13 protein-coding genes are annotated in these 15023 nt (G+C 72.3%); 4 read left to right on the top strand and 9 right to left on the bottom strand.

Going from position 1 to position 15023, the window contains the following annotated elements:
* Nucleotide 1 precedes the first annotated feature (1 nt).
* The 8 genes from ACIRG6_RS01215 to ACIRG6_RS01250 all read right to left on the bottom strand — a co-directional run bounded on the left by ACIRG6_RS01215 (nt 2) and on the right by ACIRG6_RS01250 (nt 10475).
* Entirely contained in the window at nt 2-1069 is a 1068-nt protein-coding gene (locus ACIRG6_RS01215; RefSeq protein ID WP_239771471.1) for a polyprenyl synthetase family protein, read from the bottom strand.
* On the bottom strand, nt 1066-2421 hold the full coding sequence (locus tag ACIRG6_RS01220) for a cytochrome P450 (protein WP_225633227.1): 1356 nt from the start codon (nt 2419-2421) through the stop codon (nt 1066-1068). Before ACIRG6_RS01220 ends, ACIRG6_RS01215 begins: the two co-directional genes overlap by 4 nt.
* Before the next feature lie 57 nt (nt 2422-2478).
* Nucleotides 2479-3714 carry a cytochrome P450 gene (locus ACIRG6_RS01225; RefSeq protein WP_318218255.1) on the bottom strand — a complete coding sequence of 412 codons (1236 nt, stop codon included), beginning with the start codon at nt 3712-3714 and terminating at the stop codon, nt 2479-2481.
* 269 nt (nt 3715-3983) lie between these two features.
* A complete protein-coding gene (locus tag ACIRG6_RS01230) occupies nt 3984-7109 on the bottom strand; it encodes an efflux RND transporter permease subunit (RefSeq protein WP_364817686.1) in 3126 nt (1041 codons plus the stop codon).
* 152 nt (nt 7110-7261) lie between these two features.
* Nucleotides 7262-7948: a response regulator transcription factor gene (locus ACIRG6_RS01235; RefSeq protein WP_350725640.1), complete on the bottom strand. Its 687-nt coding sequence runs from the start codon at nt 7946-7948 to the stop codon at nt 7262-7264.
* A complete protein-coding gene (locus ACIRG6_RS01240; RefSeq protein ID WP_364684559.1) occupies nt 7945-9165 on the bottom strand; it encodes a sensor histidine kinase in 1221 nt (406 codons plus the stop codon). Before ACIRG6_RS01240 ends, ACIRG6_RS01235 begins: the two co-directional genes overlap by 4 nt.
* A 219-nt stretch (nt 9166-9384) precedes the next feature.
* Nucleotides 9385-9669, bottom strand: coding sequence for a PspA-associated protein PspAA (gene pspAA / locus ACIRG6_RS01245; protein ID WP_189228165.1), 285 nt, complete (start codon nt 9667-9669; stop codon nt 9385-9387).
* Nucleotides 9670-9689: 20 nt separating this feature from the next.
* On the bottom strand, nt 9690-10475 hold the full coding sequence (locus ACIRG6_RS01250; RefSeq protein ID WP_267461902.1) for a PspA/IM30 family protein: 786 nt from the start codon (nt 10473-10475) through the stop codon (nt 9690-9692).
* A 270-nt stretch (nt 10476-10745) separates the two neighbouring features.
* Here ACIRG6_RS01250 and ACIRG6_RS01255 point away from each other — a divergent pair, with 270 nt between their 5' ends.
* From ACIRG6_RS01255 to ACIRG6_RS01265, 3 genes are all read left to right on the top strand, one after another.
* Nucleotides 10746-11384 carry a DUF3043 domain-containing protein gene (locus tag ACIRG6_RS01255; RefSeq protein WP_318218711.1) on the top strand — a complete coding sequence of 213 codons (639 nt, stop codon included), beginning with the start codon at nt 10746-10748 and terminating at the stop codon, nt 11382-11384.
* Between the two features lie 83 nt (nt 11385-11467).
* On the top strand, nt 11468-12205 hold the full coding sequence (locus tag ACIRG6_RS01260; protein ID WP_364817683.1) for a class I SAM-dependent methyltransferase: 738 nt from the start codon (nt 11468-11470) through the stop codon (nt 12203-12205).
* Between the two features lie 69 nt (nt 12206-12274).
* Nucleotides 12275-13369 (top strand): S1C family serine protease, encoded by a 1095-nt coding sequence (locus ACIRG6_RS01265; RefSeq protein ID WP_403320146.1) that lies wholly within the window; start codon nt 12275-12277, stop codon nt 13367-13369.
* A 60-nt stretch (nt 13370-13429) separates the two neighbouring features.
* Here the strand turns inward: ACIRG6_RS01265 and ACIRG6_RS01270 are convergent, their stop codons facing one another.
* Nucleotides 13430-13642 (bottom strand): hypothetical protein, encoded by a 213-nt coding sequence (locus ACIRG6_RS01270; RefSeq protein WP_189228162.1) that lies wholly within the window; start codon nt 13640-13642, stop codon nt 13430-13432.
* A gap of 181 nt (nt 13643-13823) precedes the next feature.
* Between ACIRG6_RS01270 and ACIRG6_RS01275 the strand changes: the two genes are divergently transcribed.
* The gene (locus ACIRG6_RS01275) at nt 13824-15023 is read left to right on the top strand and encodes a bifunctional adenosylcobinamide kinase/adenosylcobinamide-phosphate guanylyltransferase (protein WP_350725649.1); all 1200 of its coding nucleotides are present in this window, start codon (nt 13824-13826) and stop codon (nt 15021-15023) included.

Below are 15023 nucleotides of genomic sequence, written 5' to 3' on the forward strand. Positions count from 1 at the left end.
CTCACCTTTCACGGTGCACGGAGGTCGCCGCCAGCGCCTCCAGCTCGGTCAGCGCGGAGGGATCCACCCGGGCCCCGCGCAGGGCGCGGACCGCGCCGGCGTGCCGCTCGCGGATCATCCGCTCGACGACGGCCGTGGCTCCGGTCGCCCGCACCACGTCCCGCAGTTCGGCGAGGCCGTCCAGGTCCAGCCGTGCGTCCCCGTAGAGCAGGTCCAGGCGTGCGCGCTGCCCCTCGTCGGCGCGCTGGCGGGCCACGGCGATGAGGGCGGTCGGCTTGCCCTGCCGGGCGTCGTCCGAGGGTTCCTTGCCGGTCAGCTCGGACGCCCCGAACAGCCCGATCAGGTCGTCGCGCAGCTGGAAGGCCTCGCCCAGCAGCAGGCCGAACGTGTCGTACGCCGCCAGCAGTTCGCCGCTGGCGTCGGCGAGGGCGCCGCCGATCTGGAGGGGGTAACGGACGGTGTAGCTGGCCGTCTTGTGCCGGATGATCTTCAGCGCGTCGTCGAGGCGGCCGCAGCGGGTCTCACCGACCAGGTCGAGGTACTCCCCGTAGACCGCCGACTGGCGCAGCCGGGCGAACAGCCGCCTGGCGACCTCGCGCCGGGTGACCAGCGGGCTGTTGTGGAACAGCTCCTCCGACCAGATCAGGCAGGCGTCCCCGACGAGCAGCGCGCCGCTCTGCCCGAAGGTCCGGCTCTCGCCCGGCCAGTCCTGCTCCGCGTGCCACTTGTCGAGGGACAGGTGGACGGTGGGCCGGCCGCGCCGCAGGTCGCTGTTGTCGATGATGTCGTCGTGGATCAGGGCCGCGGTGTGGAAGAGCTCCAGTGCCGCGGCCACGGTGATGACCTCGCGGTCGTCCGGGGACCCGCCGGCGCCGCGCCAGCCCCAGTAGCAGAACAGCGGGCGGATCCGCTTGCCCCCGTCGAGCGTGAAGTCGCGCAACAGCGCCAGCGCCGTACGGGCCGCCGGGTCGGACTCCCCGGCGAGCCGCTCCCGGAGGAAGGCGTCGAGACTGCCGTTGACCCGCCCGGTGACCGCCGCGCTCTCCGTCAGCGCGTCGGTGACGGTCACTTGACGCGCCTGACGACCTTCATGGGCAGCTCCCCGGGAACCAGGGCGCCCATGGCTATCGGCTTCACCGGCTCGCCGGTGATCGGCTGCACCGACCACTGCTGCATCAGGGTGGCGAGAACGGTCTGGGTCTCGAACCACGAGAAGGACTCGCCGATGCAGTTGCGGACGCCCGCGCCGAACGGCATGAACGCGCTGCGCGGCACCTGCTTGGCCCGCTCGGGCAGCCAGCGGTCCGGGTCGAACGCCTCGGGGTTGTCGTAGGTCTTCGGGTCGTGGTGGACCGCGTAGATGGAGTAGAGGACCTCGGTGCCGGCCGGGATGAGGTGACCGCCGAGTTCCGTGTCCTGCACGCACTTGCGGCCCAGGGCCCACACCGGCGGGTACATCCGCAGCGCCTCCTGGATGACGCGCCGCGTGTAGTCCAGGTCGCGCAGGTCACCGGCCTCGACAGGGCGGTCGCCGACCACCTTGTCGACCTCCTCCTGCATCCGGCGCTGCACCTCGGGGTGGCGGCCGAGCAGCATGCAGGTCCAGCTCATGGCGCTCGGCGTGGTCTCGGACCCCGCCGTCAGGAGCGTCATGAACTCGTCCTGGATCTGCTTGTCGGTCATCTCCTTGTTGCCGCCGGCCTGCGCCGCGAACAGCAGGGTCATCAGGTCGTCGGCCTGGTCGGAGGCGCCCTTGGCCCGGTAGTCGGCGATGATGCGGCGCCCCATCGAGTACAGCCGGCCGATGGCGCTGTGGAACTCGCGGCTGGACTGGGTGGGGATGCGGTCCAGGAGGGCCGGGGGAATGGCCGCGCGCTTCTCGACGCCGGAGATCACGACGGGCATCGACTTGTACACCTCGGCCACGTCCTGCTCCACCATGTCCGTGGAGAACAGCGCCTTGATGACGATGCGTACGGCCAGTTCGTAGAACATGTTGTACATGCCGACGCGCTGGCCGTCGCGCCAGGTGCCGAAGACGTCGGTGGCGGACTCCCGCATGACGTCGACGTAGGTGCCGATCTTCTCGTGGTGGAAGGCCGGCTGCATCAGCAGGCGCTGCCTGCGGTGGAAGTCGCCCTCCGACAGCAGGATCCCGTTGCCGAGCAGCGGACGGGCCTGGTCGAACTGCATGCCCTTCTCGAAGGACTTGGCCTTGCGGACCAGGATGTCGTACAGCATGTCGTGGTCGCTGACCACGTAGGCCTGCTTGGTGCCGAGCCAGATCCGTACCAGGCCGCCCTGCTCGCTCACGCTCTGGAAGAACCGCAGCGGATTGCGGAACATCTGCACGGCGTGGCCCGCGAGCGGAATGCGTCCCGGCATGGGAGGAACGGACGGTGCGGCGGTCGCGAGAGCCATGGTTGTCTTGCCTCCGTGTGGGGTGGGGCGGCGGGTGGACGAGTCGGCGTGGCCGGGTCAGGACCAGGTGACCGGCAGCTCGGCGAGGCCGCGGAAGACGAAGCCGCCCGGCAGGTACCGCGGCTCGAAGCCGTCGGCGAGGCGCAGGCCGGGGAAGGTCTCCACCAGCGTCTCCAGGGCGATCCCGGCCTCCAGCCGGGCGAGCGCGGCGCCGACGCAGAAGTGGATGCCGTGGCCGAACCCCAGGTGCCGGGGCGGTCCCTGGCGGTCGAGCCGGAAGGTGTCGGGGTCCTCGACCCACTCGGGGTCGCGTCCCGCGGCCGCGAACATCACCCGCAGCCGGGCGCCTTCGGGGACCTCCGTGTCACCGATGCGCCTGGCCCGGGTGGCGACCCGGGGGGCGCCCTGCACCGAGGAGTCGAAGCGCAGGGTCTCCTCCACGGCGGCGCCGGCCAGGGTCGGGTCCTTGACGAGCGCTTCCCACCGGTCGCGTTCCCGCAGGAGCTGGTGGACGGCGTTGGAGATCAGGTTGGTGGTGGTCTCGTGCCCGGCCGCGATCATCACGCGCAGCGCGACCACGGCGTCCTCGACCGTGCACACCGGGTCGTCCGCGTCGGCGGCCCGCACCAGTTCGGTCAGCAGGTCGTCGGCCGGCTCGCTGCGGCGGCGCTCCAGCAGGCCGAGCACGTACTTCTCGTAGGTGACCACGTTGCCGGCGCAGTGCACCTGCTGCTCCGGGGGGAGCGGGACGACCTGGAGGGCGAGCCAGTCGTTGTTCCACGCCTTGACCGTGGCCCGGTCCTCCTCCGGGATGCCGATGATGTCGCAGATCACCGTCATGGGGAGCGGGTAGGCGAACTCCTGGAGGAGGTCGCACCCGTCCTTGTCCGCGAGGCCGGCGGCGAGCCGGGCGGCTATCTCCCGGATCGAGGCCTCGCGGCGCCGCAGGACCCGCGGGGAGAAGAACTCGCTGACGAGGTTGCGGAAACGGGTGTGGGCCGGCGGGTCGACGTTGTAGAGGGCGACCCGGAAGAACAGCGAGCCGTCCAGGATCTCCTTCGCCTCCGGGCAGAAGGGGTACGAACCGTCGAGGTTGTAGCGGCTGGTGAAGTCCCCGTGGTCCCGTTGCACGGCCTCGATCTCGGCACGTCCCGTGACGATCCACTCGTCCAGCGCGGCCTGGTGGACGACCGGCTCCGTCTGCCGTGCGCGGGCGAACGCCGCGTAGGGGCAGGCGGTGTACTCGGGGGACATCGGGTCGAAGAGTTCTGCCGCGGAAGTGTCGGACGACATCGGGAGCGCTGGCCTCCTGCTGCGAGGCGGGGGACCGGCCGCCGGCGGGCGGCGGGATCCTGTCCGCATGATCGGGTCTCAGGATCACCGACCGGCTCCGGGGGTGTCTTCCGCCGAGAGGCCAGGTTCCACGTGCCCGGCCAAGGGCGAGGAAGCGCGCTTCCCTGGTCGCCGGACCAGGTCGCCCGGCACACCGGACCAGGTCGACACAGCACACCGGGCACCCGTACGCGACGGGTGCCCGGTGTGGTGCGGGGTGGTGCGAAGGGTCAGCGCTGGGCCAGCTGCGGCTCCGGCTCGTCGTCGGAGGCCGCCTCCTGGGAGGGGGCCTCACCGCGCTTCGCCGCCCGCTTCTTCGCGCGCCGCTCCTTGCGCAGCTCCAGCATCGCGTAGAGCGTCGGGACCAGCAGCAGGGTCAGCAGCGTCGAGGTGATCAGACCGCCGATCACCACGACCGCCAGCGGCTGGGCGATGAAGCCGCCCTCGCCGGTGACGCCCAGCGCCATCGGCAGCAGGGCGAAGATCGTCGCCAGGGCCGTCATCAGGATGGGCCGCAGACGGTGCCGGCCTCCCTCGATCACCGCTTCGACGACGCCGTGTCCCTGCTTGCGGTACTGGTTGATCAGGTCGATCAGCACGATCGCGTTGGTGACCACGATGCCGATCAGCATCAGCATGCCGATCATCGCCGGGACGCCCATCGGGGTGCCCGTGGCGATCAGCAGGCCGATCGCGCCGGTCGCCGCGAACGGGATCGACACCAGCAGGATCAGCGGCTGGGCCAGTGACCGGAAGGTGCCGACCAGCAGCATGAACACGATCGCGATCGCCGCGAGCATGGCCAGGCCGAGGTTCTTGAACGCGTCGTCCTGGTCGGCGGTGACGCCGCCGATCTCGGCCGTGGCGCCGGCCGGCAGGTCAAGGCCGTTGATCTTCGACTGGAGGGCCGTGCCCACCGCGCCGGTGTTGTCGCCGGTCGGCTTGGCGGTGATGGTCGCCGCGCGCTGACCGTCGATGCGGGTCATCGACACCGGGCCGTCCACCAGCCGCACGGTGGCGATGTCGCCGAGCTTGGCCGCACCGAGGTTCAGGGCCTTCAGCTGCGCCATCGTCTCGGCGGGCTGGGCCGACCTGATGACGACGTCGCGCTCGGTGTCGTCGAGGACCGCCTTGGCGGCCGGGGTGCCGCGCACCGCCTGGGCGACGGCCGCGCCGAGCGTCTGGTCGGTGAACCCGGCCTCGGCGGCCGCGGCGTCGGCCTTGACCGAGATGCGCGGCACGCTCTGCGCCAGGTCGCTGGTGACGTCGGTGACGTCGTCGAGCCCGGCGACCGCCTTGCGGACCTCCTCCGCGGCCTCGCGGAGCACCTGCGCGTCGGCCGCCTTCACGACGACGCTCAGGTCCTGGCTGCCGAAGCCGTCACCGGCGGCGACCGTGGTGGTGCCGATGCCGTCGAGCTTCGCGAGCCCGTCCTCGATGTGGTCCTGGACGTCCTCGGCGTTCGCCGAGTCCTCCAGCATCAGCTGGTACGAGGCCTGGTTGGTGTCCGTGCCGCCGCCGAAGGCGGCCATGAAGCCGGACGAGCCGACGGTGACCTGGAAGTCCTTGACGCCCTCGGTGTCGGCGAGCAGCTTCTCGACCTTCCCGGCCTGGGCGTCGGTCGCCGCGAGGCTGGTGCCCGGCTTCAGCTCCTGCTTGATGCTGAGGACCTTCTGCTCGCCCTGGTCGAAGAAGTTGGTCTTCAGCAGCGGCGCCATGCCGAACGTGCCGATCAGCACGACGACCGCGATGGCCACGCTGGTCAGGCGGCGGCGGGTGGCGAAACGCAGGACCGGGACGTAGAGACGCTGCAGGCGGCTCTTCGCCTCCTTCTCCTCGGCCAGGCGGCGGGCCTCCTCCGCGTCCTGAGGGGTGCCCTTCGGCGGGCGCAGGAACCAGTACGACAGCACCGGGACGACCGTCAGCGACACCAGCAGGGACGCCAGCAGCGCGGCGGTGACGGTCAGGCTGAAGGAGCCGAACAGCTCACCGACCATGCCGCCGACCAGACCGATCGGCAGGAACACGGCGACGGTGGTGAGCGTGGAGGAGGTGACCGCTCCGGCGACCTCGCGGACGGCCCTGAGGATGGCCTCCTGGCGCTCCTCGCCGTAGCCGAGGTGCCGCTTGATGTTCTCCAGGACCACGATCGAGTCGTCGACCACGCGGCCGATGGCGATGGTGAGCGCGCCCAGCGTCAGCATGTTCAGCGACAGGTCGCGCGTCCACAGCACGATCAGCGCCAGCACCACCGACAGCGGGATGGAGACCGCGGTGACCAGGGTGGAGCGGATCGACGCCAGGAAGACCAGGATGACCAGGACCGCGAAGAGCAGACCGAGCCCGCCCTCCGTGGTCAGACCCGAGATGGCCTTGGAGACCGCCGGGCCCTGGTCGCTGACGACGGTGAGGGTGGCGCCGGAGCCGAGCTGCTCGCGCAGGTCGGGCAGCTTGTCCTCGACGGCGTTCGAGATGGCGACCGCGCTGCCGTCGTGGTCCATGGTGACGGCGACGGCGAGGCTCGGCCTGCCGTTGGTGCGGGTGAGCGAGTCGGCCTTGGCCTCCTCCTCCTTGACGGTGGCGACGTCACCGAGGCGCACCGGCTTCTTCACGCCCTCGCCGGTGACCATCAGGTTCTGGATCTGCTCCAGCGAGGTGAAACCGCCGCCGACCTGGACGGTGCGGTTGGCGCCGCCCTCGTCGAACGAGCCGGCCGGGACGGTCGCGCCGCCCGACTGCAGGGACTGGGTGAGCGCCAGGGGGCTCACCCCGGCCTTCGCGAGCTTCGCCTGGTCGGGGGTGACGGTGACCTGGAGGTCCCGCACGCCGTCGACCACGACCTGGGCGACCCCGTCGATGTCCTTCAGCTCCGAGACGACCGTCTTGTCGAGCTGGTCGGCCAGCGCCTGCTGGTCCTTGTCCGAGGTGACGGCGAGGACGACGGTGGGGATGTCGTCCGTCGAACCGGAGATGACCTGCGGGTCCACGTCGTCCGGGAGCTGGGCGCGGGCCCGGTTGACGGCCTGCTGCACGTCGGCGACGAGCTGCTGGGTGCCGTTGCCGTAGTCGAAGGACGCCATGATCACGGCGTTGCCCTCGCTGGCCGTGGAGGTGATGCCCGAGACGCCGTCGACCGCTTCGAGGCTGTCCTCGATCGGTTCGACGACCTGCTTCTCGACCACGTCGGGCGAAGCGCCCTGGTACGGCGCCAGCACGGACACCATGGGCAGTTCGATGGTGGGCAGCAGCTGCTGCTTGAGCTGGGGGATGGCGATCGCGCCGAAGACGAGCGCGACGATCGACATCAGGCCTATCAAGGCCCGTTGCGCGAGGCTGAATCTCGACAGCCAGGACATGGATCAGGGTCTCTCTTCTGTGGCCGAGCGGAGGAAGGGCACAAGTGAGCGCCTACCTCACACCCTGAGCCATCCACGCCCCCGGATCCCTAGGCCCCAGGTCCATTTCCTTATCCGGCGCATACTCCCGCCGCAGTACGGCCGGGTGGTGATCACTCCACCCTTGGACGTACCAGCCCGGATTCGTACGCAATGACCACCAGCTGGGCCCGGTCGCGGGCGCCCAGCTTGGCCATCGCCCGGTTGACGTGCGTCTTCACGGTGAGCGGGCTGACCTCCAGCCGCTCGGCGATCTCGTCGTTGGAGTGTCCGCCGGCCACCTGCACCAGCACCTCGCGCTCCCGCACGGTCAGCGAGTCCAGCTTCTGGGCGCGGGCCGGGTCGCGGTCCGCGTCGTCCGCGCTGCCCCCCTGGGCGAGGAAGCGGGCGATGAGCCCCTTGGTGGCGGTCGGGGACAGCAGTGCCTCGCCGCCGGCCGCGACGCGGATCGCGCTGAGCAGTTCCTCCGGCTCCGAGCCCTTGCCGAGGAAGCCGGAGGCACCGGCGCGCAGCGACTGCACCACGTAGTCGTCGACCTCGAAGGTGGTCAGTATGACCACGCGGACATGGGCGAGGGCGGGGTCGGCGCTGATCGTCCGGGTGGCGGCGAGGCCGTCCGTGCCGGGCATCCGGATGTCCATCAGCACCACGTCGGGCCGGTGCTCGGCGGCCAGCCGTGCCGCCTCGGCGCCGTCGGACGCCTCCCCCACCACCTCCATGTCGGGCTCGGAGTCGACGAGCACTCTGAAGGCGCTGCGCAGCAGTGCCTGGTCGTCGGCGAGCAGGACACGGATCGTCATACGGCATCCTTCGCGGCGTCGTCACGGTTCCTGACGGGAAGGATCGCATGGACCCGGAAGCCGCCTCCGTAGCGGGGACCGGTGGTGAGGGTGCCGCGCACGGCGGTGACGCGCTCGCGCATGCCGAGCAGCCCGTGTCCGCCGCCGTCGGCGGGGGCGTCCGTCCCGCCGGCGCCGTCGTCGAGGACGGTGACCTCGATGTTCGGTCCCACCCGGACGATGCTGACCTCGGCCTTCGCCCGCGGCCCGGCGTGCTTCTGCACGTTGGTCAGGGCCTCCTGGATGATCCGGTAGGCGGCCAGGTCGACGGCGGTGGGCAGGGTGGTGCCCTGGTCGGCGCGGGCCACCTCGATGTGCAGGCCGGCGTGGTGGAAGGTGGCGACGAGTTCGTCGAGCCGGTCCAGGCCGGGGGCCGGTTCGGTCGGGGCCTTGGGGTCGTCGGACTGGCGGAGCAGGCCGACGGTGGCGCGCAGCTCGTTGAGCGCGGACCGGCTGGCCTCCCGTACGTGGGCGAGGGCCTCCTTGGCCTGGTCGGGCCGCTTGTCCATGACGTGGGCGGCGACCCCGGCCTGGACGTTGACCAGGGCGATGTGGTGGGCGACGACGTCGTGCAGGTCGCGGGCGATGCGCAGCCGCTCCTCGGCGACGCGGCGGCGGGCCTCCTCCTCGCGGGTCCGCTCGGCCTTCTCGGCGCGTTCCCGGATGGCCCGGACGAAGGCGCGGCGGCTGCGGACGGCGTCCCCGGCGGTGGCGCCGATGCCGGTCCAGGCGAAGACGGCGAGGTTGTCCTGCGCGTACCAGGGCAGGGGGCCGGCCAGCATGGCGACGCCGGTCAGCACGGTCATGGTGAGCAGGCCGACCCGCCAGGTGGTGGAGCGGTCGGTGGTGGCGGCGACGGTGTAGAGGGCGACGACGGCGGACATGACGACGGGGGCGCGGGGGTCGCCGGTGACGCACTCGACGATCGAGAGGCAGCCGGTGAACGCCAGGACCGCCAGCGGGGCGCGGCGGCGCAGGACGAGCGCGGCGGCGCCGAGCACCATGAGCAGCAGGCTGAACGGGTCGGGGGTGCGGACGCCCCAGGTGACGCCGTCGGGGCCGTGCGGGTCGGCGAAGGATCCGGCGACCATGCACGCGAGGACGGCGGCGGCGAGGGCCGCGTCCAGGGCGGAGGGGTGCGCGCCCAGGCGGAAGCGGGCGCGGGCGAGGGTGCTCACGCGGATTTACGGTAGCGGGGTGGACGTCGGTGCGTGCGGCACCCGGCGATCCGCCGGGCGACCCGGGGGCCGCGCCCCCGGACCCCGCTTCGGCCCTGAACGGGCCTCGTCCTCACACGCCGGACGGGCTGACGGTGGACGCCGTCGCCCAGGGGCCGGACGGGCCGAAGGTGACCGGCGTCGCCGACGTGCCGGAGCGGCCGGCGGTGAGCGGCGTCCTCAGGAGCCGTCCGGGATCAGGCCGTCGTCGCTCAGGAGTTCCTGGACCTCCTCCAGGGTGGCGTCCTGGGAGGGCAGGATCAGGTCCGACGGCTCCAGGGAGTCGTCCGGCAGTGGTTCGCCCAGTTCGCGGACCTTGGCCAGCAGGGCCTGGAGGGTCGCGCGGAAACCGGGGCCGTCACCGTTCTCCATCTCGGCGAGGAGTTCGTCGTCCAGCTTGTTCAGCTCGGCGAGGCGGCCGTCGGCCAGCGCCACCTGTCCCTCCCCCATGATCCTCACGATCATGTCGCCCTCCTAGGCGTGGGCTACTGCTTGTCGAAACGCGGGGTGTCCTGCGGCTGCTGCTGGGGCTGCGACTGGCCCTGGCCGCCCTCGAGGGCCTGCCGGTCGGAGGTGCTGCCGCCGGCCAGCTCGGCCTTCATGCGCTGCAGCTCCAGCTCTACATCCGTACCACCGGAGAGCCGGTCCAGCTCGGCCTGGATGTCGTCCTTGTGCATGCCCGACTGGTCGTCCAGGGCACCGGAGGCGAGCAGCTCGTCGATGGCACCGGCCCGCGCCTGGAGCTGGGCGGTCTTGTCCTCGGCCCGCTGGATCGCCAGGCCCACGTCGCCCATCTCCTCGGAGATGCCGGAGAACGCCTCGCCGATGCGGGTCTGCGCCTGGGCCGCCGTGTAGGTGGCCTTGATGGTCTCCTTCTTCGTACGGAAGGCGTCCACCTTGGCCTGGAGGCGCTGGGCCGCGAGGGTGAGCTTCTCCTCCTCGCCCTGGAGGGTGGCGTGCTGCGTCTCCAGGTCGGTCACCTGCTGCTGGAGCGCGGCACGGCGGGAGAGGGCCTCGCGGGCCAGGTCCTCGCGGCCCAGCGCCAGCGCCTTGCGGCCCTGGTCCTCCAGCTTGCCCGACTGGGACTGGAGCTGGTTGAGCTGAAGCTCCAGGCGCTTGCGGCTGGTCGCCACGTCGGCGACGCCGCGGCGCACCTTCTGCAGCAGCTCCAGCTGTTTCTGGTACGAGTAATCGAGGGTCTCGCGCGGGTCCTCGGCCCGGTCAAGGGCCTTGTTGGCCTTTGCGCGGAAGATCATCCCCATACGCTTCATGACACCGCTCATGGGCTTCGCGCGCCCCCTTCTGACCGACTCCAGCTCCAGCGACTGCAACAGAACCCACAGTACGGGCCCTGCATCCATTACCGCACTGTTCGGGGACGGATGCGCTCATCCCCAAGGACGACTGCGTACGCTCCCGGTCCGGCGTAGGGAGTAGGTGCTCCCCGGGGAGACGTCCCCGACCCCGGACCGGGCCTGTACGGCTACGTCCCCTCTGTCCCCTTACGGACGACTGGCGTTGCCGGATCGTTCCCCACCGGGCTGGGGTCCACACTCCCCCACCCCGTACCCTTGGGTTTTGTGTTCCGTAGCCGTGCCAAGGAAGAGAAGGCCCCGAGCGCCGTCAAGGCGCAGGTGACCGACTCCAAGCAGCCCCGCGACCCGCAGGCCCCGAAGGGCAGGCCCACGCCCAAGCGCAGTGAGGCCCAGTCCCAGCGCCGCAGCGTCGCCAATACGCAGATGACGCGCAAGGAGGCCGCCAAGCGCCAGCGCGAGGAGCGCCGCTCCGCGATGGAGCGGCAGCGCCAGGCGCTGGCCAGCGGCGACGAGCGGTACCTGCCGGCCCGCGACAAGGGCCCGGTCCGCAAGTTCGCGCGCGACTTCATCGACTCGCGGTTCAACATCGCCGAGTACTTCCTGCCCATGGCCGTGGTCATCCTCGTGCTGAGCATGATCCGCGTGGCCTCGCTGCAGAACGTCGCGCTGCTGCTGTGGCTGGTCGTGATCGTGCTGATCGTGCTCGACTCGCTCGTCACCGGCTTCCGGCTGAAGAAGCGCCTCGCCGAGCGCTTCCCCGACGACCGCAAGCGCGGCGCGGTCGCCTACGCGCTGATGCGCTCGCTGCAGATGCGCCGGCTCCGGCTGCCCAAGCCGCAGGTCAAGCGCGGGGAGCGGCCCTGAGCACCACGCCGTTCGCCGGGGGCGCGGCCGACGCCGGGCTGGACAAGCCGGGTGGTCTGCGGGACGTCGTAGGGCAGGAGCTGGTGGCCCGGCAGCTCGACGAGCAGATAGCCGGCCGTTTCCCGGTCGGCAAGCGGCTGCGGGTGCTCGACGTCGGCATGGGCCAGGGCACCCAGGCGCTGCGGCTGGCACGGGCCGGGCACCAGGTGACCGGCCTGGAGCGGGACGCCACGATGATCGCCGCGGCGCGTGAGGCCCTGGCGGGCCAGCCGGAGGGCATCCGGGAACGGATGCGGATCATCGAGGGCGACGGCCGGGACACCGGCGTGCACTTCCTGCCGGGCAGCTTCGACGTGGTGCTGTGCCACGGCGTGCTGATGTACGTCGAGGAGCCCGACCCGCTGCTGGCCGGGCTGGCCCGCATGCTCGCCCAGGGCGGTCTGCTGTCGCTGCTCGTCCGCAACGGGGACGCCCTCGCCATGCGCCCGGGCCTGGGCGGCGACTGGGCCGGCGCGCTCGCCGCCTTCGACACCACCGCCTGTCTCCCCCATTCTCGAACCGACTCGAACGGGGGGACCCCCACCCGCCTCGGGCTGGACGTCCGCGCGGACCGGCTGGCGACGCTGACGGCCAAACTCGCGGGCATCGGCGCCCCGCTGCACGCCTGGTACGGCGTCCGGGTCTTCACGGACACGGCGGCCGACGGTGCCGCGGCCCCGGACGACCCCGAGACGCTGCTGGCCGTCGAGGAACGGGCCGGCCGGACGGACCCGTACCGCGGGGTCGCGGCGCTGCTGCATCTGTGCGGGGTGCGGGGGTAGGGCCCCCGGCGGCGCTCGTTCGGGTGCTGTACGGAAGCACGACGCCCGGGACCCCGTGAGACTCGGGGCATGGACGTTTCCCGCACCCGTGTGTCCCGGTTCCGTGTCCCTGTCGCCACGCTGGCGTGCTCCCTGCTACTGGTCACCGGCTGCTCCGCGGCAGGCTCGGGTGCCGGGTCGGGGTCCGGCACCGGCAGCGGGCGGGAGGCCACCGCGGACCGGGCCGCCGCACCGGCCGCGGTCGACGACCTGCAGACCGACTACCAGCGGGTGATCAGGGACGTCCTGCCCTCGGTCGTACAGATCCAGGCCGGGGACGACCTGGGCTCGGGGGTCGTGTACGACGACCAGGGCCACGTCGTCACCAACGCCCATGTCGTCGGGGACCGGACGAGCTTCCAGGTGACGACCGCCCACAGCGAGGACTCGCTGTCCGCGCGGCTCGTCTCCTCCTACCCCGAGCAGGACCTCGCGGTCGTCAAGCTGGACACGGTGCCCGACGGGATGAGGGCGGCCGGGTTCGAGGACTCGGCGAAGGTCGAGGTCGGACAGATCGTGCTGGCCATGGGCTCGCCGCTCGGGCTGTCGTCCAGCGTGACGCAGGGCATCGTGTCGGCGACCGGACGGACCGTCACCGAGGCCCGCAGCGGCGGCGGTACGGGGGCGACCCTCGCCGACATGGTGCAGACCTCGGCGGCCATCAACCCCGGCAACAGCGGCGGCGCCCTGGTGAACCTGGACGGCCGGGTCATCGGCATCCCGACGCTCGCCGCGACCGACCCCGAACTCGGCGACAGCGCGGCACCCGGCATCGGGTTCGCGATCCCGTCGTCGACGGTGAAGCGGATCGCCGGGCAGATCATCGAGAACGGCAAGGTCACCGACTCGGGACGGGCGGCACTCGGCATCACCGCCCGGACGGTCGTCGACAACGGCTACCAGCCGGCCGGCGTGGCGATCGTCAGCGTCGTCGCGGGCGGTGCCGCCGACAAGGCGGGCCTGCGGGCCGGGGACGTCATCACCGGGCTGGGCGACGCGGACATCACCACGATCACGTCGCTCTCCGAGGCCCTGGCGTCGATGCGGCCGGGCGAGCGCACGAAGGTGACGTACACCCGCGGCGGCGACAAGCGCACCGCCGAGGTGACGCTGGGCGAGCAGTGACGCGGGAGGGGGCGGCCCTGTCGTGGCCGCCCCCTCCCCCGACGCCGGTCAGGCCGTCGTTCAGGCCTCCTCGGCGTGCAGGCTCATCGGCCCGTAGATCTCCGTCGAGTCCTCGAACAGCCGCACCTGGTCCGTGCCGCCCTCCTGGAGGTCCTTCCAGTGCTCCCCGATCCAGGACTCGGCGTCCCCTTGCGTGGTGAACTCCTCGGGCTGCACCGCGGGCTGGACCTCCGTCCCGCCGGCCGTCTCGAACCGCCACGTCCATGCCGCCATGTACGCCTCCAAGATGTGAGCACATGCAGAGCGGAAGCCGGATCTTGGTCCGGCTCCCGGTCGCAGCCTATGCGCTGAGCCGGGCGCGTCGTAGAAGGCCGGGGCACGACCGCGGGGGCCGGCCGCGTAACTCGGGGGCCTCGGGCGCGCACGTCGTGGGGTGACCGGCGAAAATCGGGGCGTGGACGTGACTCTGCTCGGCACCGGTGCCCCCGCGGGACTCCCCCGCCCCGACTGTCCCTGCGCGGCGTGTGCCGCGGCCCAGGGCGAGAACGCGCGCGCGGCGACCGCGCTGCTGGTGGACGGGGCGCTGCTCCTCGACCTGACGCCCGGTGCCGCGTTCGCCGCCGCGCGCGCCGGGCACTCCCTGAGCGGCGTACGGCAGGTGCTGCTGTCGCACCCGCACGACGGCCCCGCCGTGGAGGTGCCGGCCGGGCTGCCGCAGCCGGGGCGGGTGCCGGACGGGAGGGAGCTGGCGCTGCTGACGGGGCACCGGGTGCGGGCGGTGGCGCTGGACGCGCCGGGCACCGGGTACGCCGTGACCGGGCCGGACGGACAGCGGCTGCTGTATCTGCCGCCGGGCGGGGCGCCGGCCGGGCTGGAGGAGCCCGCCGAACCCTACGACCTGGTCCTCGCGGACCTCGTGGGGCGCCCGGACGCGCTGGCGAAGCTGCGGGCGGTGGGCGCGGCGGGGCCGACGACGGACGTCGTCGCCGTCCATCTCGGCCACGACGTGCCGCCGGGCCGGGAACTGGCGCGGCGGCTCGCGGCGGCGGGGGCGCGGGCGGTGCCGGACGGGACGACGCTGACGGTGGGCGTGTACGAGGACGTGCCCGACGTGCCGCGGCGGACGCTGGTGCTGGGCGGGGCCCGGTCGGGGAAGTCGGTGGAGGCCGAGCGGCGGCTGGAGTCCTTCCCCGGCGTGCTGTACGTGGCCACCGGCGGCTCCCGCAACGGGGACACCGAGTGGGCGGCCCGGGTCTGCGCGCACCGCGAGCGCCGGCCGGGTTCGTGGCGCACCGTCGAGACCTGCGACCTGGTCCCGCTGCTGAAGGACGACGGGCCGCCGCTGCTCGTCGACTGCCTGTCGCTGTGGCTGACGGACGCGATGGACGCCGTCGGCGCGTGGGACGACGCCGAGTGGGCCGACGGCGGGGAGCGGGCGCTCCGGGACCGGGTGCGGGAGCTGACGGAGGCGGTGCGCGCCACCCGGCGCACGGTCGTCGCCGTGTCGAACGAGGTCGGGTCGGGGATCGTGCCGGCCACCGCGTCGGGCCGCCGCTACCGGGACGAACTCGGGCGGCTGAACGCGGCGTTCGCCGACGAGTGCGAGCAGGTGCTGCTGGTGGTGGCGGGCCAGGCGCTGGTGCTGCGCGGCTGA

The organism is Streptomyces flaveolus (genome assembly GCF_044765825.1).
GTDB classification, from domain to species: Bacteria; Actinomycetota; Actinomycetes; order Streptomycetales; family Streptomycetaceae; genus Streptomyces; species Streptomyces flaveolus.

Excerpts from the sequence above, each read along its gene's own strand:
- ACIRG6_RS01220 (WP_225633227.1), bottom strand. The coding sequence starts at position 2,421 with ATGGCTCTCGCGACCGCCGCACCGTCCGTTCCTCCCATGCCGGGACGC.
- ACIRG6_RS01225 (WP_318218255.1), bottom strand. The coding sequence starts at position 3,714 with ATGTCGTCCGACACTTCCGCGGCAGAACTCTTCGACCCGATGTCCCCC.
- ACIRG6_RS01230 (WP_364817686.1), bottom strand. The coding sequence starts at position 7,109 with ATGTCCTGGCTGTCGAGATTCAGCCTCGCGCAACGGGCCTTGATAGGC.
- ACIRG6_RS01235 (WP_350725640.1), bottom strand. The coding sequence starts at position 7,948 with ATGACGATCCGTGTCCTGCTCGCCGACGACCAGGCACTGCTGCGCAGC.
- pspAA (WP_189228165.1), bottom strand. The coding sequence starts at position 9,669 with ATGATCGTGAGGATCATGGGGGAGGGACAGGTGGCGCTGGCCGACGGC.
- ACIRG6_RS01250 (WP_267461902.1), bottom strand. The coding sequence starts at position 10,475 with ATGAAGCGTATGGGGATGATCTTCCGCGCAAAGGCCAACAAGGCCCTT.
- ACIRG6_RS01265 (WP_403320146.1), top strand. The coding sequence starts at position 12,275 with ATGGACGTTTCCCGCACCCGTGTGTCCCGGTTCCGTGTCCCTGTCGCC.
- ACIRG6_RS01270 (WP_189228162.1), bottom strand. The coding sequence starts at position 13,642 with ATGGCGGCATGGACGTGGCGGTTCGAGACGGCCGGCGGGACGGAGGTC.